The organism is Vibrio sp. 1159, from assembly GCF_033340395.1.
Taxonomy (GTDB): Bacteria; Pseudomonadota; Gammaproteobacteria; order Enterobacterales; family Vibrionaceae; genus Vibrio; species Vibrio alginolyticus.
Map to the genome: position 1 here is coordinate 247,405 of NZ_JAWOWL010000002.1, position 24,075 is coordinate 271,479.

A 24,075-nucleotide genomic window follows, 5' to 3' on the forward strand; every position below is an offset into this window, starting at 1 on the left:
ATGATCAATTTAGCTGAATTCGCGATTCGCCAACGTAAGTTCGTTCTGTTCTTTATCGTATTGAGCGTGATCGCTGGCATCTATTCTTACTTCGACTTAGGCAAGTTGGAAGACCCGAGCTTTACGGTAAAAACTGCGGTAGTCGTGACCCTTTATCCGGGTGCGTCTGCCGAAGAAGTCGAGCACCAAGTCACCGATACCGTGGAAACCAAATTGCAGGAAATGGCAGAGTTGGATCGCTTGCGCTCATTGTCTCGCCCAGGTTTGTCTATGGTCTTTGTTGACCTCAAAGAGAGCCTTAATTCCAAAGCACTTCCGCAGGAATGGGACTTATTGAGACGCAAAGTGGACGATGTAAAACTGCAGCTGCCTTCCAGTGCACAGATCAGCGTAGTGCAAGACGAGTTCTCTGAAGTCTACGGCATGCTTTTCTCTATCCACAGCACAGATGCTGCGCCAGAAGAGTTGCGTCGCTACGCCAAAGAGCTGCAACGCCAAATCAAAGCCGTCGACGGCATCAAAAAGATCGAGCTACACGGCATTCAACCTCGCGTTGTACATATCGATATGCCAGACGAGCGCTTGGCTCAATATGGTTTGTCGATAGCACAAGTTTGGAACCAACTGAGCACACAAAACAGCACGTTCGAAGCGGGAAAATTCGATGCAGGTACAGAGCGTATTCGTATTGCGCAAACCAGTGAGTTTCAGTCTCTAGAAGACATTCGCAATTTAATCATCAATGGTGGCACCGGCGAGTTTGGCTCGGGGTTGATTCGTCTTGGTGACATCGCCGACATCACCATGGGTTATCAAACACCAGCATTGGCAGAAAACCGCTACAACGGAGAGCCCGCTGTCACCTTGGCGGTGAGCCCAGTTCAAGGCATTAACGTGGTGTCACTTGGCGATACGATTCAAGACATCATCGCTAACTACCAGGCAACGCTGCCGCTGGGTGTCGACATCTCGACCGTTGCTTATCAACCTGAAGAAGTACAAAAGTCTATCGACGACTTTGTTGGCAACCTGCTTGAAAGTGTCGCGATTGTTTTTGTGGTGTTGTTGGTTTTCATGGGCTTTAAGAGTGCAACCATCGTTGGCGCAAGCTTGCTCCTGACGATTTTGCTCACGCTTGTATACATGAACATCGCCAGCATCGATTTGCACCGTGTCTCGCTAGGTACGTTTATTCTCGCACTGGGCATGTTGGTGGATAACGCCATTGTGATCACCGATATGATGATCGCCAAGCTCAACAAAGGTATCGAGCGAACTCGCGCCGCGATTGATTCCGTCAAAGAGACCGCCGTGCCACTTTTAGGCGCAACTATCATCGCGATTATGGGTGCAAGCCCAGTGTTGTTCTCCAAAACCGACTCCGCCGAGTTTGCGAGCTCTGTGTTCTACATTGTGGCATCGTCACTGTTGCTTTCATGGATCGTCGCGATGACGTTTACAGTATTAATGGCGTGGATGTTCATCAAGCCAAAAGCTAACAGCGAAGAGACCAAACCGAGCCGTTATAAACAGTTGGTATTCTGGACGGTGGACAACCCGCGTAAAGCTTTAGCCGCTTTGGTTCCGTTGATTTTAGTCACCGCCGTGGCAATCCCGTATGTGGCCGTGAACTTTATTCCTCAGTCGGATCGCTCAATTGTGTTTCTCGATTACTGGCTACCCAATGGTGCCAAGATTGAACAAACCTCGGCAGACATGCGCAAAGTTGAAGAATGGTTGGTCGCACAACCAGAAGTGGAAAGTATCTCTAGCTACGTCGGCACCAGTGCACCTCGCTTCTCGGTAACGGTAGAGCCTGAGCCGCTCGACCCTGCCTACGGCCAGATTCTGATCAACACCAAAGACTACGAGAGCATCAGCCACTTGGTAACGCGTGGGGATGATTGGCTGAAAGAGGCGTTTCCTGATGCCGAACCTCGCTTTCGAGCGCTGAAGCTGGCAACCAAAGATAAGTTCGCGGTTGAAGTGCGTTTTTCTGGTCCGGATGAAACCGTATTGCATCAACTAGCGGCGGAAACGAAAACGATTTTTGCTTCAAACCCTGATGCAAAATACATTCGCGATGATTGGCGCCAAGAAAGCAAAGTGCTCAAGCCGATTCTAAACCAAGACAAAATGCGTCAAGCAGGCATTAACCGCGCCGATGTCGCTTTCGCGCTAAAACGCGCATCAGACGGCATGCCGCTCGGACAAATGAACCTGAATGATGAGTTGATTCCAATTCAGCTACGTGGCACATCGCAAAACATGGCGTCACTAGAAACGCTACCTGTGCGCTCGCTACTTGGCTTTAACAGCGTTCCGCTTGGTCAAGTGGTGGATGGATTCGAACTGGTCACCGAAGAGAACATGATTTGGCAACGCGACCGCGTGAAAACCATCACGGTTCAAGCGGGTGTGAGCCGAGACTCCACACCAGCGAACGTAAGAAATGCCATTAAAGATCAGGTTGAAGCTATCCAACTTCCGGCGGGTTACAGCATGGAATGGGGCGGCGAATATTACGATGAAGACAAAGCGGTCACCGACATCATGAAGCAGCAACCAAAAGCAATGCTGATCATGGTGATCATTTTAGTCGCGATGTTCAACGGCTTTAAGCAGCCAATCATCATCCTCGCAACGCTACCACTGGCAGCATCAGGGGCGGTGTTTGCTCTGCTTGGATTCGATAAACCATTTGGCTTTATGGCGCTAATCGGAGCTATTACACTGACCGGGATGATCATCAAAAATGGCATCGTACTAATGGATCAAATTGAGCTCGAACGCACAAATGGCAAGAGCTTGTCTGACGCGATCAAAGAAGCCACGATCAACCGTACTATGGCCATTTCTATGGGTGCGTTAACGACCGCGCTCGGCATGATCCCGCTGCTGTCAGACCTGCTGTTTGACCAAATGGCGGCAACCATCATCGGAGGCTTGGCAGCCGCAACCATATTGTCACTGTTTGTCATGCCTGCACTGTATCGCCTTGCTTACAAAGAAAAAGTACCATCCACACAAACCAACGCTGAGCTAGAGGAGGCGTCATCGTGAAAAAATTCATTCTAACGCCTGTCGTTCTAGCCCTAAGTTTAGCGGGCTGTGCGGTGGGACCAGACTACCAAGCACCGACCACCAGTATGGCAGAAACCTACTTGAACGCCGAAAATGCAGGGTTGAGTACCGATTTACAACACGTTGAGTTTTGGTGGACTAAGTTTCACGATCCGGTGTTGAATCAAATGGTTCAAGACATGCAGAACCAAAACATTCCGCTGAAAGTGGCGGCCGAGCGGGTGAAAATGGCCAACAACTATAAAACCATGGTGGAGTCATTCAAGGTACCGACAATTAATCTTAGTGCGGTTTACATGAACTATCAGTTCAGCAAAAATGACTCTTCACTCGGTCCGATATTGAATCCACTCAGTGATTCCATGCCGGGTCTGCCACCTCAAATTGGTAACGTCACCCTAATGGATAATCAGCACGATGGCGTATTTGCAGGCGCGAGTATGGCTTGGGAGGCTGATCTGTTTGGGCGTATCGACCGCCAAGCAAACGCGGCACAAATTCATCTCGAACAAGCTCAAATTTATCAAAACGGCTTGAACACGGTGATCACGGCGGATTTGATTCATAACTACTTGCAATACCAAGGCGCAAGCGAACGCCTTGAGTTGGCAAAGTCGAACTTAGAAGATCAACGACGTACACTTGATCTCGTCGAAAAAGTCGTGCGCAGCGGCTACGGTTCTGATCTCGATTTAGCCCAAACGAAGGCCACACTTGCGGCAATGGAATCGCTCGTTCCGCAGTTAGAGATTGCCCAACAAGCGCACAAACATCGTTTAGCAGTATTGCTTGGTGAGCCGCTAACACAAGTCGAAATCCGCCTATCTAAGCAGCATAGTGTACCTGTCATGCAGGACATGGTGCCGGTCGGTTTACCTTCCGATCTATTGAAACGTCGTACCGATATTCGCTTAGCCGAGCGTGAAATGGCCGCGCTCAATGAAGAGTTAGCAGCAAGCGTTGCTGATCAATATCCGAAGTTCTTTTTGACGGGCGCTCCGGGGTTGTCGGCGTCAAGCTTTGACGATCTCTTCAGTAGCGATTCTTTCGGTTGGATGGGTGCGGCTGGCGTAAGCTGGAACTTGTTCGATGGGGGGCGTGGCGAAGCGATTGAAGCCATCAACCAAGCGCGTTTTGATTCGGCGACATTGTCTTATCAACATACGGTCGAGGCGGCTTTAGCAGAAACCGAATCCACACTGTTTGCTTATGGTCGCAGCCAAGAAAGTCAGCGCCGAATCGATGATGCATTGAAAGCCACCAATAACGCCGTCAACAAAGCCAAGTCACTGTACCGCGCTGGCTTGATTGATCACTTATCGGTTTTAGATGCGCAACGTCAGCAACGCATGATGCAAGATCAGCAAGTCGCGGCAAAGTTACAAACCGCACAAGCTACGATTACGCTCTACAAATCGCTTGGTGGTGATTGGACGATACGACCAAAAGCACAACCCCAAACGAATGCCAAAGGTTAGGTTTCTTACAAGCCTCACACCTTTGCGTCATAACGGATGCCGTTAAATCGGTTAAAAAGAGGCCACTTAGATGGCCTCTTAGTTTGTGAGGCAAATATTTCTACCACCCATACCCTCTCTCGGTTGTATAATACGACTCTGAAATATTTTGTTACGTTACCTCGGTAACCCCTGAGACTGCAACATGAACAACAGCAGATGGGTCGGCTTTATAGGCGGCACGATTGTCTTACTTAGTACCTTTATCCTCTTCGGATCTTCCGTCCACGCTGCTTGGTACCGAATCCCTGCGGAAGCCATTCATGGTATCGCCTTCACTTTGGCTTTTGGTTTAGGGTTAAACAGCCTGCTGGCGTACGCGACGGCAGTGATTACTCTTGCTGCACTATTCTACATTGGCTTTGTCGTTAGCTATCGGGTCCATCAGAAACTTAAATAAACTTCTGTCTCAACCTGAGCTTAATAACGGATACTTGGTAACTAAAAAGGGAGCAAACGCTCCCTTTTTAGTTATCAGCATGTAGATGTTCTATGCCCGCTTTAATCATTAAGGTGGCATACCCTCAACGACTGCTGCATACCTGAAACATCATCACCTAAATACTCAACCGTCATTGGAACCTTGGCCAACAGAGTAAAACTAGAGTCACTGAACCTTCCATCAGCATCACTCTCCAAATGAACAAAAAACGCAGGCTTATCCGCAATCAATGTAATTTTCCTCCCTTCAATAGAGACACCTATATTGGCTTTCGCTATCGGCAAGGTTTTTAGCTCGTGAGTACTAAACCATGTGTTGCTTATTCTGTCTTCACCGATTTGCGCTTCAACATAGAAGAAGCCTGACGTAAGTTCGTCCTTCTCGATCGATTCATCCAATTGCCACAAAATCGTATTGCTGTCTGCTATGACTGTTTGTTCTAAGCTCCAACATTGCTTTTCTTCCCCTTGCCAATCTACCCACTTAAGCAGTGCGTTGACGCTTGCGGACTCTTTGGCATCATTGAGCAAATGTAGGCTCAACTTGCCTGTATGCTCGGAAAATACCAAATACTGTGGCGCAAAAAATCGCTTCGCATGGTAGTGCAACTGCTTCCATCGACCACTGTATTCCAAACTAGACCAAGAACTGACAGGCCAATTGTCGTTGAGTTGCCAGTACAGCATGCCGCGACAAACTGGAGAAATGGCACGCCAATGATCGCATGCAGTTTTGATCGCGATTGCCTGCTGAACTTGACTTAAATACAGCATGCTCTCGAATCCAGAGGGAAAACGAAAATAGCGCGTGAACATCTCTGTAATAATACTATGACCTCGAGGGTTCTTCTGATGTTGTTCGAAAGTTGGGGATGTAATATTCCAGTCTTGCTCAGGGACAAACCGCTTAACTTCAGCAAAAGATGGCCAAGATTGAAAACCAAACTCAGAGCAAAAACGAGGATTCACGTCAACGTAAGCACTGAATGATTTTCCTGAATGCCAAACGTCCCAAAAGTGCATATCGCCTTTACTATCATCATGCCACGCATCACCGAAATCCAGTTCACCATTACATGAGGAACTTGGCCAGAAACGGCGAGTGCTATCTTGCTCGGTAATCTCCTTCTCAATCATGCGGTTGAGGCGATCGTAGTTAACCGTGTATTTGACTTTGCTGCGCTTAGATTCGTCATACCAACCAATAGCTCCAATCACTTCATTGTCACCACACCAAAGTGCGATTGATGGGTGCTTCTTAAGCCTCGGGATTTGGAATCTAAGTTCTTCTTCTACGTCTTTTAAAAACTCGTCGTTTGATGGGTACAACGAGCAGGCGAACATCATGTCTTGCCACACCAACAAACCAAGTTCATCACAAAGGTTATAAAAGGTTTCACTCTCGTACTGACCACCGCCCCATACGCGAATCATGTTCATGTTGGCGTCAACCGCACTTTGCAAAAGGTTGCGATAACGTGTTTCGTACTCTCGCCCCGGCATTGCGTCAATAGGGATCCAGTTGGCACCTTTAGCATTAATCGGTACGCCATTGACGATAAATTCCATTGCAGAGCCGTGCTCATCAGCTTGGTTATTTAGGGTTAACTGACGCAAACCAATGTTGTGCGTTAACTTTTGCTCTCTGCAAGAAATGGTAATGGGATAGAGATACGCTTCGCCATAACCCGATGGCCACCAGCGTTGAGGCTCCAAAATGTGGAACTGGCAATGATAGTGACCACTTCCTTTTGTTTGAATACATTGACGCCCACCATTAAATTCAACCATCATTTCATGGCGTTGACTGTCCGTTTCCACTTCAACTACTACATCAAGAAACACACTCCCATCGGCTTGCCATTGCTGCTCTGTCGAGAAGCCTTTGAGCCAAAGCTCATTCACAATGTCGATTTGAATGGGGTCGTAAATACCCGATACCATCAAGCAAATGCCCCAGTCCCATCCGGAATGGCATTGTGTTTTGCGGATCAAGTTCATGTGTGGAATTTGGTTGTTGCCCATTGCCGATGGAATAGGAAATGGCAGTTTTTTTGCTCTTGCGATACCTTCTAAATCCGCCCGAGCAAACTCAACCCGAATCGTGTTAGTACCTTGCTTTAAATGCGGTTTAATATCCACACGTTGCTGGGTAAACATGTTGCTGCAAGTTAGTGCTAGCTCACCATTAACATAGAAGGTTGCCAATGTATCGACACGAGTTAGCGTCATCCAAATTTGCTTGGCAGACAACGTAAACGCGTCGACGTCAAACTCACGTGAGATATGCCACTCACACTCTTCAATCCATCGAACTTTGTTTTCATTATCGGCAAAATAAGGATCTGGAATCTGCTCTGCTTGTAAAAGCGCCGACACATTATCGCCCGGAATAAACATTGGAATTTCAAGATTGGGGCGCTGTGGCGAGGTAAGCATCCACTGCCCGTTAAGTTCGAAGTGAGCCATCGAGTTAAACCTTAGCTTGGGAAAAACATGTTTTCTCAATGTAATCCTGATAATCCCATGCAAAAACAAGGGAAATGTTAATTACATACGAAATGCGGTGCATTTCACGTAAAAACTCTTTCTTTTGATCTCTACCCAAAAATCAGCAACTTGGCTAACCTGTTAAAAATTAATCGAAATCTAAGGTTATATTTGCAACTTCGACATGTTAACATCATCGGCTTTTTGAACATCCTCACACTTTTCGTCGAAACGATGTGAGGGGAAATGCACGGCTTCATAGCCCTAAAAAGCGAAGTAATTATGTCAAATATGACGAATGCCGCCTCCCACACAGCGCCTATTCAGGATGCTGACTATTCTGCTATTCATCCCCCATCTTTACTCAAGCGCCTCGAACTCACCAATCCTGTCTTTTGGTTAAGTGGTAGCTTCCTCACTCTATTCGTTTTACTTGCTCTAACGAATACCGACTCTCTAACCGCAATGGTTAACACCGGCTTCGGCTTTGCTACTAAATATTTCGGAGCTTACTGGCAAGTACTGCTTCTTCTGAATTTCCTAATTGGTTTGGCTCTTGCGTTTGGTCGCACTGGTTATGTGCGCCTAGGTGGTCTAGCGAAACCTGATATTGATAACTTTAAGTGGTTGTCAATCGTACTCTGTACTCTACTTGCAGGTGGTGGTGTGTTCTGGGCCGCAGCTGAGCCTATCGCGCACTTTGTGACTGCTCCGCCTCTATACGGGGAAGCCTCACCGAAAACTGCCGCAATCAATGCCCTATCTCAGTCTTTTATGCACTGGGGCTTCTTAGCTTGGGCGATCCTTGGTGGTCTATCTTCCATTGTCTTAATGCACTTGCATTACGATAAAGGCCTGCCTCTTAAGCCGCGTACTCTGCTTTACCCTGTGTTTGGTGATAAAGCCATTAAAGGCTGGATTGGTGATGTTGCTGACGCATGTAGCATCATTGCAGTAGCAGCAGGAACCATCGGTCCTATCGGCTTCTTAGGTTTACAAATTAGCTACGCGCTAAACTCATTGTTTGGCCTGCCAGATACGTTCGTAACGCAAAGTATGGTTATTATGGCGGCGATCCTGATGTATACCCTTTCCGCACTGAGCGGATTGAGCAAGGGTATTCAAATCGTCAGTCGTTACAACATCATTTTGTCTGTACTATTAATTGGTTACATCCTGTTCTTCGGGCCGACAAGCTTTATCGTTGATGGCTACGTGCAAGGCGTTGGTCGTATGGTGGATAACTTCTTCCCTATGGCACTTTACCGTGGTGATACAGGCTGGCTAAGTTGGTGGACAGTATTCTTCTGGGGTTGGTTTATCGGTTATGGCCCAATGATGGCGATCTTTATTGCTCGTATCTCTCGTGGTCGTACAATTCGCCAATTAATCATGTCTATTAGCATCGCGGCACCGCTGATTACTTGCTTCTGGTTTAGTATCGTTGGTGGCAGTGGCCTTGCGTTTGAACTTGATAACCCTGGTTTGATTTCATCTGCGTTTGAAGGCTTTAACTTGCCTGCAGCACTGCTAGCGATTACTGGTGAATTACCTTACCCAATGATCATTTCGGTTCTTTTCCTGATCTTAACGACAACATTTATCGTGACGACGGGTGACTCGATGACTTACACAATAAGTGTAGTGATGACGGGCTCAACAGAACCAAACGCAGTGATTCGCTCGTTCTGGGGGCTGATTATGGGTATTGTCGCTATTGCGCTTATCTCAATGGGCTCTGGTGGTATTTCTGCATTGCAGTCTTTCATTGTGATTACCGCCGTACCTGTGTCTTTCATTTTGCTGCCAAGCATTTGGAAAGCACCCGGCATTGCAAGCAGAATGGCGAAAGAGCAAGGCCTCGTTTAAACCGCCTCTCTAACCAATATGCGAAAAAGAGCCCTTCATTGGGCTCTTTTTAATTCTGCGCTTTATCCTACGCTATCAATGCGAATCATCACTGCGTCTGGACGCCAATACTCGAATTCGCAGTCCATTAAATGCCCATCTTGTTTGTAGTTTACCCGCCGAATTTTCAGAACGGGTTGTCCTTCAACTAGGTTCAACGCCTTAGCGACATGAGCAGGAGCTGACGTGGGAATCACATCAAAACGAGAGCGCTTTGTCTCGTAACCATACTTCTCACGATAAATGCCCGTCAGGGACATGGTGAGGTTCTCAAACAATATACCCTCAAACAGTGCCGCTTTGAGCACGTTCTCAACAAACAATACCGCTCGCCCATCAATAAAACGTAACCGTTCAATTACATAAATTGGGGTAATTAGCTCCACCTCTAACGATTTGGCATACTCACCTGCGGCCATTTCACTTCGCACGTTGAGTAACTTAGTTTCTGCAATACGATGCTGCTCTCGAATCATCTGATGGAAGTGAGAACGAGACAACGGGTTGTAACAGATACGCTCAGGAGATACATACCAACCCCGGCGCTCTTCTCGATAAATAAGACCTTCAGTTTCTAAAGACACCAACGCATCTTTGATAGTGATTCGAGTTGTAGAAAACAGCTCACTGAGCTCTCTCTCTGACGGCAGTTTTTGTCCTTCCGACATGATGCCGGAAAGAATCTGCTGTTTTAAGCTGCTTCTAATTTTTCCTAATTGGGTACCAAATTGTCCGGTGCCTGTCGCTCTCATTCTGATCTAGTCCAACGATAATTTGACGAATAACATAAGGCGTTTACGTAACAAAAATATGACATTAATCAACAGAACACATACTGAACGTATGAAATATAAGTGCCATATAAAATCAGCAAAACTGTCAAATTACTTGCGCTAAATCGTCACATTCCATCCATAGCATACAAAGCGAACTTACTGACCTAGTCCAGAAGGATGGAGACAATGAAAACTTTGCTAAGTCGTTCAATTACCGCACCAGCGGCAATCATTGCGGTAACGCTCGCTACGCCAACAGTAGCGAAAGAAGCCGATATTGAATCTTTGGTAGCAGCAGCACAAAAAGAAGGGGCGGTTTACAGTGTGGGTATGCCTGACAGTTGGGCAAACTGGAAAGACACTTGGGCTGATTTAAAGTCAAATTACAACCTTAAGCACCAAGACACGGATATGAGCTCGGCTCAAGAAATCGCAAAATTCGAAGCTGAGAAGAAAAACGCGACCGCAGACATTGGTGACGTAGGCTTTGCCTTCGCACGTGTAGCGGTTAAAAAAGGCGTCACTCAGCCATATAAACCAACAACTTGGAATGACATCCCAGATTGGGCAAAAGACGAAGATGGTCATTGGGCACTTGCCTACACTGGCACTATTTCTTTTATCTCCAACAATAACCTCGTAAAAGACGCGCCAAAAACGTGGGATGACCTATTAAAAGGCGACTACAAAGTGACCGTAGGTGACGTAGGCGTAGCAGCACAGGCAAACAACGCGGTTCTCGCCGCAGCTTTCGCCAACGGTGGGGACGAATCCAACCTCAAGCCTGCGCTCAAATTCTTTTCTGAACTCGCGAAGCAAGGTCGTCTTTCATTTACCGATCCGAACATCGCCAACCTAGAAAAAGGCGAAGTTGAAGTGGCGATCATGTGGGACTTCAATGCATTGAACTACCGCGACAAAATTGACCGCGACCGCTTTACAGTGAGCATTCCTCAAGATGGCTCTGTGATTTCTGGTTATACAACCATAATCAATAAATACGCGAAGAACCCTAATGCAGCAAAGCTTGCTCGTGAATACATCTTCAGCGATCAAGGGCAAATCAACTTAGCAGAAGGTTATGCGCGTCCAATCCGCACCAACATCACACTGCCTCAAGCAGTGCAAGACAAGCTAATTGCTAATGACCAATACAGCAATGTTCACCCAGTGACTGACTTCTCAGCTTGGGAAAAGTCCGCACGTAAGCTGCCACGTCAATGGCAAGAAAGTGTCTTAATCCACCAGCAATAAGAGTAAGTCGTTATGAGCAATAAGGTCATCCTTGTTGTTCTAGATGGACTGAACTATCAGGTAGCCCGTGATTGCATGGGCTACCTCAATGGTCTTCTAGAACAAAGTCGTTCCCAACAAGAAACTCGCGCAACGCTTTATCCTGTGCAGTGTGAGCTGCCCTCTATGTCTCGCCCACTTTATGAGTGCATTTTAACGGGCGTTCGCCCTGTAGAAAGCGGCATCGTAAACAACAATATCGTTCGTCTATCCAAACACGATTCCATTTTCAGTTTGGCAAAAGCCCAAGGAAAAGTGACCGCTGCGGCTGCCTACCATTGGGTAAGTGAGCTTTATAATCGCGCGCCATTTGAACCTGTTCGCGATCGTTTCACGCATGATGAAACCCTGAATATCCAGCATGGCTGCTTTTACCATTGGGATCATTATCCTGATGAAGCCTTGTTCCTGGACGCAGAGTATTTACGTCGCAACTATCAACCTGATTTTTTATTGATCCATCCGATGAATATCGACGATACAGGACATAAGTTTGGCCTAGACTCTCGCCAATACCGCAATTGTGCGCGAGGTGCAGACATTATTCTTTCCAACTACATCGATCAATGGCTTGCTGATGGGTATCAAATCATTGTGACCAGCGATCATGGCATGAACAACGATCTTTCTCATGGTGGGATTTTACCTGAAGAGCGAGAAGTTCCCCTGTTTGTCATTGGTGATAAGTTTACCCATCAAGATTGTCATGTTAAGCAAACTGATATTTGTGGCACCGTTTGTCAATTGCTAAACCTTGACCACACGAAGCCATACACTCAGGAATTGTTAGCACTATGAGCAGTTCAGTCCTCTCCCCAAGCTCCAGCGAATCACGCTCAAATTTGGCAAGTACTTGGTTAAAGCGCTTTAAGCCAGCCATTTGGTTGGTGCCTTTCGCGCTGTTTTTCTACCTATTTCAACTCGCACCGATGATTTGGGTGCTGTTAAACAGCTTTATCTACGATGGCGAGTTTGCCTTCGATAACTACATTGAAGTGCTCGACTCCGCCTTTATGATGCAGGCGTTTGGCAACAGTTTGTGGTTAGCTATATGGTCGAGCATTTTTGGCTTAGCCATTGCGACTCTGTTGGTCTCTTCTCTGCGCAGAGTCGATTCTAAAGTCCGCGACGGTGTGATTGCGTTTACGAACATGAGCAGCAACTTTGCAGGCGTACCTCTGTCATTCGCTTTTATTATTATTTTGGGCACCAATGGGGCGATTACCCTTTTGCTCAAGCAGTATGGCTTACTCGGTGATTTCGACCTTTATGGTAAATGGGGCCTGCTGGCCATTTACATCTACTTCCAAATCCCGCTGGCGGTGTTGTTGCTCTACCCTGCGTTCGATGCGTTGAGTGATGATTGGCAAGCAGCTGCTGCGCTACTGGGAGCCAAAACATCACAGTATTGGGCGAAAATCGCTCTGCCAGTGCTCTCACCAGCCTTATTCGGTACCTTTATTATCTTAATAGCCAACGCAATTGGCGCATATGCGAGTGTTTATGCGTTGACCTCCGGTAACTATAACGTCATCACAATTCGAATTGCGAGTCTGGTATCGGGAGACCTGTTCCTTGAACCTAATCTCGCCGCTGCAATTTCGGTGATTCTAATGGCGTTACTTGCCTTTATCACAGTGATTAACCAATGGCTCATTTCGAAAAGCTATGCAGGTAGGAAGTAGTCATGCACAACGTTAATAATCGATTCCATAAAACGGTGGTTTATTCCATTGTTGGGATCATGCTCATCCCGATTTTAGCGACCTTTGTCTATTCGCTTTCATCACGCTGGGGCGCCACGGTGCTTCCAGATGGTTTCACTTTTGATTGGTACGTTAAATTGCTGACCGACCCACGCTTTTTGCAAGCGTTTGGGCGTTCGCTGTTTATTTGTATTGCTTCGCTAACCCTCAGTGTGATTCTGGTTCTGCCAGCGATATTCGTGGTGTTTTACTACTTTCCGAAGCTCGATAAGCTCATGAACGTATTGATTTTGCTACCATTCGCTGTACCACCAGTGGTGTCCTCCGTCGGCTTGCTTCAACTTTATGCTGACAGTGAAATCTCCCTTATCGGTACTCCTTGGATTCTAGTAGGTACTTACTTCACCATCGCGTTACCGTTCATGTATCGTGCGATTTCTAATAGCTTCGAAGCAATTAACCTTAACGATTTAATGGACGCTGCACACTTGCTAGGGGCAAGCACAACCAAAGCGTTTTTGATGGTCATTTTACCTAACCTCAAAAAAGGACTGATGGCATCGCTTTTCCTTTCATTTTCATTTCTATTGGGAGAGTTTGTGTTCGCCAATATTTTAGTCGGCACACGTTATGAAACCCTGCAAATCTACTTGTATAACATGCGTCAGACGAGCGGCCACTTTACGTCTGCCTTAGTGATGACCTACTTCCTATTTATTTTTTTACTGACTTGGTTGGCAAGTCGTTTCAGCCGAGGAGTCAAACAATGAGCTACGTAACAGCGAAAAATCTGACTAAACGTTTTGGTGATAACACCGTATTTGAGGACATTCACTTTAACATCGAGCAAGGTGAATTCATTACGCTTTTAGGCCCTAGCGGTTGTGGTAAATCGACACTACTTCGCAGCCTTGCTGGGCTTAACCCTGTCGATGGAGGCGAGATTTGGGTAAACGGAGAAGATATCACGCATCAAGTCCCGCAAGAGCGTGGTATTGGGATGGTCTTTCAATCGTATGCGCTGTTTCCCAATATGACCGTCGAAGGCAACATTGCATTTGGCTTAAAAATGAAAAAGCTTGCGAATGATGATATTCGACGTGAAGTGGCTAAAGTCATCAAACTGGTGGATCTGGCAGGTAAAGAAAAACACTATCCGCATCAACTTTCTGGCGGTCAGCGCCAGCGTGTCGCACTCGCTCGAGCGTTGGTGGTGAAACCTCGCATATTATTGCTTGATGAACCACTTTCTGCGCTTGATGCCAAAATCCGCAAACACCTTCGTCAGCAAATCCGAGATATTCAGAAAGAGATGAATCTCACCACTATCTTCGTAACTCATGACCAAGAAGAGGCGATGATTATGTCTGATCGTATCTTCCTAATGAGTAAAGGAGAAATTGTTCAAGCAGGAACACCTGAAGAAATCTATACTCATCCTGCTAACGAGTTTGTGGCCGGTTTCATGGGGCACTACAACCTTGTAGAGGCCAATAAAGCCAAGCAACTCTTCAACATTGATACCGAATGGAAAGTGGCGATTCGCCCAGAGTCTATATATGTAAAAGAGCAAGGTCGTCAATATGATAGCCACATCTCAGCGCCACAAGTAGGTACGATCACCAACCACCAGCTTCTAGGTAATGTTATTCGCTATCAAGTGAACGTTGAAGAGTGTGAGCTCACTGTTGACTTACTTAACCGCTCTTCAGAACGCTTACTAGCGAATGGCAGCCAACTAGAACTACTCTTTAACCTAAACGAAATTCAACCAGTGAGAGCCTAAACATGTCCAAACCTTTGTATGTTTTTGATATGGATGAAACCCTAATAAACGCTGACTGCGCAATGATTTGGAACGAGTTTATGGTTGAGAAAGGCATCGCGACTGATCCTTTATTTATTATGGAAGATCAGCGTCTAATGGCCTTGTACTCTGAAGGCAAAATGGACATGGAAGATTACCTAGCGTTCTCCATGAAGCCACTAGAAAACATGCCGATTGAAGAAGTAAACGCCTTGGTTGAAGAATGTGTTGAAAGCCATATTTTGCCTAAACAGTTCCCTCAAGCCAAAACCCTGATTGAGCAACTGTCTCGTGATGGTATAGATATGGTTATCATCTCTGCCAGCGTCACTTTTTTGGTGGAAGCCGTTGGTCGCCGTCTTAATATTCCAACCGCACTCGGAATTGATTTAATCGAGAAAAACAACCGTTATACTGCTGAAATCGACGGTATCCCGAGTTATCGTGAAGGCAAAGTCACGCGATTAAAACAGTGGCTAGAAAATCAGCCTGAGCCTTATTCCGAAATCCATTTCTATACCGATTCAATCAACGATTTACCGCTTTGTGAATACGCGAACTACGCTTATCTGGTAAATCCATGCCCACAACTAAAAGAACACGCCAACAGACCGAATTGGAGTGTGTTAAGTTGGGGGTGATATAGCCTCACAAGACCGTTCTTCCTAAGTAAATACTTTTCTATTTGTTCAAAGAGCAGTTCTTTCTGCTCTTTTTTACTTCTCTTCATCACAAATTAATCACTTGATTAAATACTGATTAATTTTTCACATGTCGCATGAGAAATCAGCGTCTTATAATTAATCAAATGTTTAATATTTTGAGAGAAGATTGTGACGGAAGCGCATCGAAGGGCGGGAAGACCCACAGATAATATCGACGCACGGGAAAAACTGATTTTCCACGCGCGCGAACTCTTCACCATTATGGCTTATGACAAGGTCTCTACTCGCCTAGTCGCGCAGAAAGCAGGCGTGAACGTTGCGATGATTCGCTACTACTTTGGCAACAAAGAAGGCCTGTTCGAGACCATGTTGCGCGAAACACTGTCACCGATGCAAAAGCAGATGCAGACGTTGGTATCCAACAGTAACGAGCAAAACTTTCTCGATCTAATGCGTACCTACTACCGCGAAATGATCAAGGTACCACAGTTCCCACGCTTAGTTGCCCAAGTTATGCATATGCCCCCATCGGAAACCCAACGCAAACTGCTCGAAAAAGTCTTCGCAGATATCAGCAAGCCAATGCAAGGCGTGATCTTTGATAAGTTGATTGACAGTGGCGTTTTACGAAAAGACGCCGACCCTCAACTTTGTCGCGTCTCTTACATCAGCTTGATGGTGTTTCCTTTTATGGCACCACCAGCACTGCTCGCCATTCATGGCATTGAACTTTCTGAAGCCTTCTTGAACCGATTATTCGAACACAACATACAACTGATGAAACATGGATTTTTAGACTCGGGCGACCAATATGAAGATAAATAAAAAGCTGCTGTTCTTTCCTGCTCTTGCGGTGGGGGTCGTCATTCTGTTTTTGGCGATTAGCCTCAAACCAGATTTGCCCGTAAAACCCGCTGGAGATCGTGCACGGTTGGTCGAGACGATTCCACTTGAGCTGAAAGCGATTGCACCTGTTGCTATTGGCTTTGGTAAAATCGCACCGAAAGTTGAATGGAAAGCGATAGCCGAAGTGACCGGTAAAGTGGTTTACCGTCATCCGCAACTGGAAAAAGGACAAGTGCTGCAAGCAGGAACGGAAATCTTGCGAATCGACCCACTCGATTACGAGTTGAAACTGGTTCAAGCTCAAGCCGATCTCAAATCTGCTCAAACCTCTCTGGCTAAGCTGAACCAAGAAGAAGCGAATCTCAAAAGCACACTCAAGATAGAAGCCAACCGTCTGGTTATCGCCAACAAAGAGTTAGACCGTAAACAAAACCTACGTAAGAAAGGCTTAACCTCGCAATCGGATGTAGATCAGCAAGAGCAAAGCGCGCTCTCTCAACGTAAGTTAGTACTGGATATTGAAAATCAAATTGGTTTGATGCCGGATGAGAAACGAGTCGCGGAAGCCCTAGTTAAAGTTAATGCATCAAAAGTGGATGAGGCCGAACGCTCGCTTGATAAAACCATCATCACGCTTCCTTACGATTTGCGTATTGCTGACGTAGAAATTGAGAAAAAGCAAGTGGTTAACCTCCAACAAACCATGGTGACAGGACATGGTATTGATGTCATGGAAGTGGAAGCTCAACTATCCATTCATGACATGCAAACTTTGGCGGCGAGCATCGGTGAGTTTGTCCGTGATGAATCTGGTATTCCACAACCTGATATGAATGCGATTCATGCCAACATTGAACTCAGCAGCGGTAACCTCTCTGCAAGCTGGCCTGCGAAAGTTGCACGCATCAGTGAAACGGTTGATCCAAGCCAAGCGACTGCCGGTGTGATTCTGGAAATTGAACAAGACTACCGTGCATTAAACCCAACGTCTGCGCCTCCATTGGTGAACGGCATGTTTGTGCGTGCCTTGATTGAGGGACAAGAGAACCCGAGTTGGGTCATCCCAGAGCGTGCGCTTCATGGCAATAAGATTTACCTGATGGGCGATGACAATCGTCTGCAAGTCGTCACGGTTGAAGTGTTATATCGTCGCAATAACCAAGTGGTGATCGATGGTGAACTAGAGCAAGGTCAGAAGCTGATCATCAACGATTTGCTGCCTGCGATTAACGGCATGCTATTGAAAGAGTCACCTGAACAGTCAGAAACGGCTATTGAGGAGTCTGATTCATGATCCGATTCTTCGCCAAGCATCCAACAGCAGCCAACTTGCTGATGCTAACGCTGCTGATATTGGGGATTTCTTCACTTTCCACGATTAAGCGTGAAACTTTTCCTGAGTTTGATCCGCCCTACATCCTAGCTGGTGTGGTTTACCCCGGCGCTTCCCCTCAAGAGGTAGAAGAGAGCATCTGTATCCGAATGGAAGATGCTGTCGATGGCCTTGCCAACATTAAAGAAACTCAGTGTGAAGCGATTGAGGGTTCTGCGCGTCTTATCTTAAAACTGAATGAAGAAGCCGACATTGGGCGCATGTTGGTTGATGTTCAAACCCAGATCAACTCGATAAACGACTTCCCACAAGAGATTGAATCTCCTGTGGTCCAAGAGCTCGATTGGAACGAGCCAGTTGTGGATGTCGCGATCACCGCAGATACCACATGGCCAGAGCTAAAAGCGTATGCCGAACAGCTTAAACGCACGTTAAAAATCGATTACGATGTCTCTTTGGTTGAAGTTGCTGGCTTCTCTGACCACCAATACCGAGTAGAGTTAGACACTCAAGCTATCCGACAACTTGGTTTGAGTGTTGGTGATATTGCGGACCAGATTGGTCGTCAAAACGTCAAGTTGCCAAGTGGTAATGTCGAAACGCCAGATAAGAACTTTCTGATCCGCTTTGACGAACGACGCGTGACGCCGGAAGAGCTTGAGACTATCGTCGTGGGCTCTGGTACAAATGGCTCAATCATCCGTCTAAGAGATATTGCGACGATTACCGACCGGTTTGAATTGGACGAACAGAAAGTCCTCTTCGATGGTCACCCTTCTGCCCTACTAAAAGTCAGCAAAAACAAAGAAGATGACGCACTGCGTATCAAGGAACGGGTTGCTCAATTTGTCGAAGAACAACAAGCTATCGCGCCAGACGGTGTGATGCTACAAATGACCAATGACCTTTCATCCGTGCTTTGGGATCGCCTGACCATGATGGTCAAAAACGGTTGGCAAGGTATCATTCTGGTCTTCGCCACCATGTGGTTGTTCTTTAGTTTTCGCTATTCCTTTTGGGTCGCAGCTGGTTTACCCGTTGCCTTCTTAGGTGGGTTATTTTTGATGGCGCAACTTGGCCTGTCCATCAACATCATGTCTTTGGTCGGGTTACTCATGGCCATCGGTATCATGATGGATGATGCCATCGTTATTGCCGAATCGATTGCCGCTCACCTCGACCGAGGAGAAGAGATCGATGATGCCGTTATCAAAGGAGTGAAAAAGGTACTGCCAGGGGTAATTTCTTCCTTCCTAACTACGGTGTGTATTTTTGGTAGCTTGTTATTCCTGCAAGGTGAAATGGGTGCGGTACTTAAAGCAGTTCCTCAAGTTCTGATCCTCGTTTTGAGTTTGAGTTTGGTGGAAGCCTTCTTGATCCTACCTAACCACCTTTCTCATTCGCTACATAAACAAAAGCAAGAGCGAAAGACACCGAAGTTTAAACAAAAGCTGCTCGCTTCTTTTGAAAACTTCCGTAACACCACCTTGGTCAACGCAGTGGATAAAGTGGTCGAGTATCGCTATGCCTTTATGGGTGGCGTAGTTGCATTACTTCTTATCTCCGCTGCCACGTTAGTAGGTGGTTTACTCAAGTTCCAACCCTTCCCTGAGTTGGATGGCGACATTGCAGAAGCGCGCATTATTCTTCCTCCGGGTTCTTCTCTGTCTCAAACGGAAGCTGTCGTCGATAAGATCGTCGCTTCCGCTCAAAAGCTAGATAAAGAATGGACAGAGAAAGTGGAAGACGGCAATCCATTGGTTCTACACATCACCAGTCAATTCAACGCTAACGCCGACGCGAATGAATCTGGCCCTCACATTGCCACGGTACGTCTGGATTTGCTGGGCGCCGAGAGTCGTAACACACTCATCGATGAATTTATCGACGCATGGCGTGAAGACATTGGTGAACTTGCGGATCCTATCTCACTGGTATTTAAACAACCGACCATGGGGCCGGGTGGACGAGCGATTGAAATTCGAGCGAAGCATGATGAACTGGATGCGCTCAAAGCCGCCTCTATCGACATTCAACAGTACTTAAATGAGTTTGACGGTGTCCATGGCGTGTTGGATGACATGCGTATGGGTAAAGAAGAAGTCTTGGTAAAACTGCGTCCGGGCGCAGAAGCTTACGGGATTAACGGCCAACTCATCGCCAATCAATTGCGTGCAGCTTTCTTTGGCCAAACCGCAGACGAGATCCAAGTTGGGGTAGAAAACATTTCCATCGAAGTTCGCCTCGATAAAGCACAAGCCGGTGACTTACAGCAATTGGCAAACTTTCCGATTATCTTGTCCGATGGCAGTCAAATCCCCCTCGCAACCATTGCGACTTTGGATTTCCAACGTAATTACGTAAGAATCCAGCGCATTGATGGCTTGAGGACTGTGAGCGTATTCGGCGATATCGACAATACGAAAGCCAACTCAACCGCCATTATTCGTCAGTTCCAACAGGATGAGGCGCCAAAGCTTATGCAAAAGTATCCTGGTCTTCGCTTTGATTTTGAAGGTGAAGCCAAAGATACCGCTGAAACTGGCTCATCAATGGGTAAAGGCTTCTTGCTTGGTTTATTTGGCGTGTTTGCGATTCTGAGTTACCAATTCCGCAGTTATTTGGAACCATTCGTCGTCATGCTTGCGATTCCCCTCGCCTTTATTGGCGTGGTATGGGGACACATCCTACTCGGTCACTCATTAAGTATGCCAAGTATGATGGGCTTCGTCTCATTAGCAGGGATTGTGGTGAATGACTCGATTCTGTTAGTTCAGTACATACGCCATCATGTGGATGAAGGGGATAATGTACATGACTCAGTAGTCAAAGCCAGTCGGGAACGCTTTAGAGCAGTATTCCTAACATCAATGACCACTGCAGCAGGTTTGCTTCCGTTACTGACTGAAACCAGTTTGCAAGCACAGGTTATCCAACCACTGGTTATCTCCATCGTGTTTGGTATTTTCGCATCCACTCTGCTGGTGTTGTTTATGATCCCTGCTGCGTATGCCATTTTAGCTGACTTCGGCCTAGTCCATAAGCACGAAGAAATCTAAAACGACTGATAAGTAAACTTATCAAAATGAACAAGAACGGCTTAGGTCGCTTTTTGTTCAATACCAATGCGTTAAAAAACACACAATCACTTAACAAACAGAGGGTTATTGTGTCTCATTAAGTGTAAATATGAACAGTTAAGGATTAAGTATGTTGAGCTTTATATAACCAAATCAAATAACCAACACAAGATTTATAATATGTTTTATTGTCAAAAACGGCATTTCACAGAGTAAAAATACACGCAGGCAACACATTCACAATTTAAACTCACGATAATGAAAACATTGATTGAAGAATTAACATTTTAACAATCATTACAACAATGTTAACTTTAGCCTCGTTGGTCGCGCTGGTGGTAAGCCTCTCACCAAGCCTATTGTCAGTTTTATATGGACGTTCGACCACCTCCAAAATGAATAGACACCCAATTTGGTGCCCTTTTTTCGCCCGTGAAAGCATTCTTCGCGGGCTTTTTTCTTTAAGTTAAGTATGAACGCTCTGGATCAACTTTTTTTTGCCAACCTTTCGGATTTGGAGGTAGTATGCGAATCAATAAGCGGAGACAGTGCTAGCAACTCTAAAACATTTTTTTCAAAGATTTCATCCGCGTGTCTTACCCAATCTAAAAACTTTTTTTGAGCAAACATAGGCTCGATTTCATATAAAAATTCAATACTAAAGTAAAACTCATTTTTGATAGGCAAATTGTACACTCTTCGATAGTCTTTTTTATACTCCAAATTTCCTTCTACATATTTTGAAAATGTATTTCCACCAATCTTGATATCTTGGCATTTGATTGGAGGGTAACCACGAAGAAACTCTCCTACAAGGAACTCTTCTTTCGCTCTCTTTTTTTCTTCGTTTATCGGGTCCATTCCCCAACGATGATTTGCATACGCAATGGCATCATTCATCAACTCTGTATGATCACCTTTTTGAGAACCGTCAGGTGACTCTACAGCATGATAAAAATCTACGTACTCTTTCTCTATAAATGAAGATAGTTGATTAACACTAGTAATATATTTATCTGCAGACTTAATCCTTAACCTAATATATAAACCACCTTGTTTATTGATTGGTAATAGTGGATTTATTATTTTATTTTGAAAAGAGAAATAAATCGTGGCCAAGTTTATAAACTTTTCATGCCGCTCTACTTTTGAATCAATATTGAATCGTTGTAATTCAATAAAATCTTGGTATACATGACCTTCATATATATTGTTCGGACATTCAAATGATAGTACTAAGTCATCTATCTGGAATACATTATGTAACAAGTGTGCAAAATCTGGTTTCCCTCTAAACCCATCTTTAAAGATTTTGATAAAATTCATATTTATATCTCTTGTTATTTAAATATGTATTGATATTTGTGATAGGCTCTATACTAAATCCATTGGCTTTATATGCGCCATGGCGTACAAAGGTAAATAGACATCCAATTTGATTCATTTTTCTCTCATGGCTACATACTTTGCTAGCTTTTCTTGACGCTGTGTTACTCTGCCTTAGTTTTTTCGTTCAATCCCTTTACCGCTTTGGCTGTATACGAGTCGATGAGCGGAGACAAATCCAGTAATTCCAATACTTTTTTTTCAAAGGTTTCATCCGCACTTCTCACCCAATCTAAAAACTTCTGCTTAGCAAACATCGATTCGTACTTATACCAAAACTCGATGCTCAGGTAGAATTCATTTTTTATGGGTAAATTGTATACTCTTCGTAATTCACTCTTATACTTAAGATTACCTTCTGAGTATTTTGAGTATTTGTTTTTTCCAACTTCAACTATCTCACACTTTATTGGTGGATAACCACTTAAGAAACCTCTAATTAAATATTCTTCTTTTTCTCTTTTTCGGTGTTCACTTTCTGGAATTTCTCCCCATTGTTTATTCGCACGCTTAGTCAATTCTTTCATCAAGTCTGTATGATACCCCCTCATAGAGCCTTCACTTTGCTCCGGGGCATGATAAAAATCATAATATTCTCTCTCTAAAAATGAGGACAATTGACTAATATTATCAATATCTTCTCCAGTAGATTTAACCCGTAGCCTAATATATAATCCACCTTGTTTGTTAATAGGAAGCAAAGGGTTTAATATTTTCTTCTGAAACAAAAAATATACCGTAGCTAACTTTACAAACCTTTCATGCCTCTCTATTTTTGATTCAACATCGAACTGTTCTAAATTAACAAGATCCTGGTATACATGTCCTTCATATATGTTGTTCGGACACTCAAATGACAGCACTAAGTCATCTATCTGGAACGCATTATGTAATAAGTCAGAGAAATCCGGCTTTCCTCTAAAACCATCTTTACACATTTTAATAAAACTCATATGTCTATCTCTTACTCTTCAAATATGCATCAATACCTTTAAACGAACGCCTGCAATATGAGTTCTAATTCAAGTAAAGGTAAGCCACATACTAAGGTATTATGAAGGTCAAAAAGGAGATCGGATCTTTTCAAAATTTTAAATATCTAACATCACCTCCACTTTACTGAAATCTACACTTTTAAAAGTTACATCCGCTCCATCCAGCAATAGCTCATCAAACACGCCAACTATTGATAATAGGCTTGAGGATCTGATCTCCACCCATGAAATGAGAAACAAAAAAGCCAGCCTTAAAAGGCTGGCAAGTAGAGCAACAAGGTCAGTGCTTACTGCTAACTAACACCGAACTCGTATTGGATTCATTTTCGTCTGTTAGTCTCTTTTATCGGCGTTTATGACTTGCTTGCTTTCTCTTTGTGGCACGTTACCTTTACTAACTGTTCTTGCTCATCTTTAATGTTTTTCACGATACGCTCATCACGTGCGTGAATGGCATCCATGTTCATTTGCTGAATATCTGCTATAGCTTCATGTTTCATTTCAGAAAAGTCCTGACGTAAATCTGAGCTCCACTCCTCTTTGTCTAAAGTGTTAGCAGCAGCGATTGGTGATGACATTACAGCAATAAGACTTAGAGTAGATAGAAATACGCTTTTCATAATAAGCTCCTTGAGGATTAGCAGTTAATTTTAATTACAATTTATATATTGCACATACGATGCCAACTTTTATTTTGTTATTTTTCAACAACTTAAATAAACCCTCATATTCAACGTTATCTTCGTCT

Annotated in this window: 18 protein-coding genes; 13 read left to right on the top strand and 5 right to left on the bottom strand. The window is 44.9% G+C overall.

Translation table 11 applies throughout. The features are described from left to right. The 3 genes from R7127_RS02860 (at window position 1) to R7127_RS02870 (ending at window position 5,001) form a co-directional block, all read left to right on the top strand. Window positions 1–3,063: an efflux RND transporter permease subunit gene (locus R7127_RS02860; RefSeq protein WP_318141780.1), complete on the top strand. Its 3,063-nt coding sequence runs from the start codon at window positions 1–3 to the stop codon at window positions 3,061–3,063. Continuing rightward, complete coding sequence (locus R7127_RS02865) at window positions 3,060–4,562, top strand: efflux transporter outer membrane subunit (protein ID WP_033906317.1); 1,503 nt, start codon at window positions 3,060–3,062, stop codon at window positions 4,560–4,562. The genes R7127_RS02860 and R7127_RS02865 overlap by 4 nt, the downstream gene beginning before the upstream one ends. Before the next feature lie 184 nt (window positions 4,563–4,746). After that, entirely contained in the window at window positions 4,747–5,001 is a 255-nt protein-coding gene (locus R7127_RS02870) for a hypothetical protein (protein ID WP_005387084.1), read from the top strand. A 101-nt stretch (window positions 5,002–5,102) separates the two neighbouring features. On the opposite strand, the gene R7127_RS02875 is transcribed toward R7127_RS02870, so the two are convergent. Next, window positions 5,103–7,511: a beta-mannosidase gene (locus tag R7127_RS02875; protein ID WP_033906316.1), complete on the bottom strand. Its 2,409-nt coding sequence runs from the start codon at window positions 7,509–7,511 to the stop codon at window positions 5,103–5,105. Between the two features lie 303 nt (window positions 7,512–7,814). Between R7127_RS02875 and R7127_RS02880 the strand changes: the two genes are divergently transcribed. Next, window positions 7,815–9,401, top strand: a complete 1,587-nt coding sequence (locus R7127_RS02880; RefSeq protein ID WP_005373846.1) for a BCCT family transporter — start codon at window positions 7,815–7,817, stop codon at window positions 9,399–9,401. 62 nt (window positions 9,402–9,463) lie between these two features. Here R7127_RS02880 and R7127_RS02885 read toward each other — a convergent pair whose 3' ends face one another. Continuing rightward, entirely contained in the window at window positions 9,464–10,192 is a 729-nt protein-coding gene (locus tag R7127_RS02885) for a UTRA domain-containing protein (RefSeq protein WP_033906315.1), read from the bottom strand. 210 nt (window positions 10,193–10,402) lie between these two features. On the opposite strand from R7127_RS02885, the gene R7127_RS02890 reads away from it, so the two are divergent. The 9 genes from R7127_RS02890 (at window position 10,403) to R7127_RS02930 (ending at window position 20,925) form a co-directional block, all read left to right on the top strand. Beyond that, window positions 10,403–11,470 (top strand): ABC transporter substrate-binding protein, encoded by a 1,068-nt coding sequence (locus R7127_RS02890; protein WP_005373851.1) that lies wholly within the window; start codon window positions 10,403–10,405, stop codon window positions 11,468–11,470. A 12-nt stretch (window positions 11,471–11,482) separates the two neighbouring features. Next, window positions 11,483–12,307 (top strand): alkaline phosphatase family protein, encoded by an 825-nt coding sequence (locus R7127_RS02895; protein WP_033906314.1) that lies wholly within the window; start codon window positions 11,483–11,485, stop codon window positions 12,305–12,307. After that, complete coding sequence (locus R7127_RS02900; protein ID WP_033906313.1) at window positions 12,304–13,194, top strand: ABC transporter permease; 891 nt, start codon at window positions 12,304–12,306, stop codon at window positions 13,192–13,194. Before R7127_RS02895 ends, R7127_RS02900 begins: the two co-directional genes overlap by 4 nt. Before the next feature lie 2 nt (window positions 13,195–13,196). Continuing rightward, on the top strand, window positions 13,197–13,985 hold the full coding sequence (locus R7127_RS02905; RefSeq protein WP_033906312.1) for an ABC transporter permease: 789 nt from the start codon (window positions 13,197–13,199) through the stop codon (window positions 13,983–13,985). Then, the gene (locus tag R7127_RS02910) at window positions 13,982–15,001 is read left to right on the top strand and encodes an ABC transporter ATP-binding protein (protein WP_005373862.1); all 1,020 of its coding nucleotides are present in this window, start codon (window positions 13,982–13,984) and stop codon (window positions 14,999–15,001) included. The genes R7127_RS02905 and R7127_RS02910 overlap by 4 nt, the downstream gene beginning before the upstream one ends. A 2-nt stretch (window positions 15,002–15,003) precedes the next feature. Continuing rightward, on the top strand, window positions 15,004–15,663 hold the full coding sequence (locus R7127_RS02915) for an HAD family hydrolase (protein ID WP_017633566.1): 660 nt from the start codon (window positions 15,004–15,006) through the stop codon (window positions 15,661–15,663). 192 nt (window positions 15,664–15,855) lie between these two features. Then, window positions 15,856–16,512 carry a TetR/AcrR family transcriptional regulator gene (locus R7127_RS02920; RefSeq protein WP_025767986.1) on the top strand — a complete coding sequence of 219 codons (657 nt, stop codon included), beginning with the start codon at window positions 15,856–15,858 and terminating at the stop codon, window positions 16,510–16,512. Continuing rightward, entirely contained in the window at window positions 16,499–17,827 is a 1,329-nt protein-coding gene (locus R7127_RS02925; protein WP_025767987.1) for an efflux RND transporter periplasmic adaptor subunit, read from the top strand. The genes R7127_RS02920 and R7127_RS02925 overlap by 14 nt, the downstream gene beginning before the upstream one ends. Continuing rightward, on the top strand, window positions 17,824–20,925 hold the full coding sequence (locus R7127_RS02930; RefSeq protein ID WP_033906311.1) for an efflux RND transporter permease subunit: 3,102 nt from the start codon (window positions 17,824–17,826) through the stop codon (window positions 20,923–20,925). The genes R7127_RS02925 and R7127_RS02930 overlap by 4 nt, the downstream gene beginning before the upstream one ends. A gap of 507 nt (window positions 20,926–21,432) precedes the next feature. Here R7127_RS02930 and R7127_RS02935 read toward each other — a convergent pair. From R7127_RS02935 to R7127_RS02945, 3 genes are all read right to left on the bottom strand, one after another. Then, a complete protein-coding gene (locus R7127_RS02935) occupies window positions 21,433–22,272 on the bottom strand; it encodes a hypothetical protein (RefSeq protein WP_033906310.1) in 840 nt (279 codons plus the stop codon). 164 nt (window positions 22,273–22,436) lie between these two features. After that, entirely contained in the window at window positions 22,437–23,285 is an 849-nt protein-coding gene (locus tag R7127_RS02940) for a hypothetical protein (RefSeq protein ID WP_005387103.1), read from the bottom strand. A gap of 395 nt (window positions 23,286–23,680) precedes the next feature. Then, window positions 23,681–23,947 carry a hypothetical protein gene (locus R7127_RS02945; protein ID WP_005373876.1) on the bottom strand — a complete coding sequence of 89 codons (267 nt, stop codon included), beginning with the start codon at window positions 23,945–23,947 and terminating at the stop codon, window positions 23,681–23,683. Window positions 23,948–24,075 lie beyond the last annotated feature (128 nt).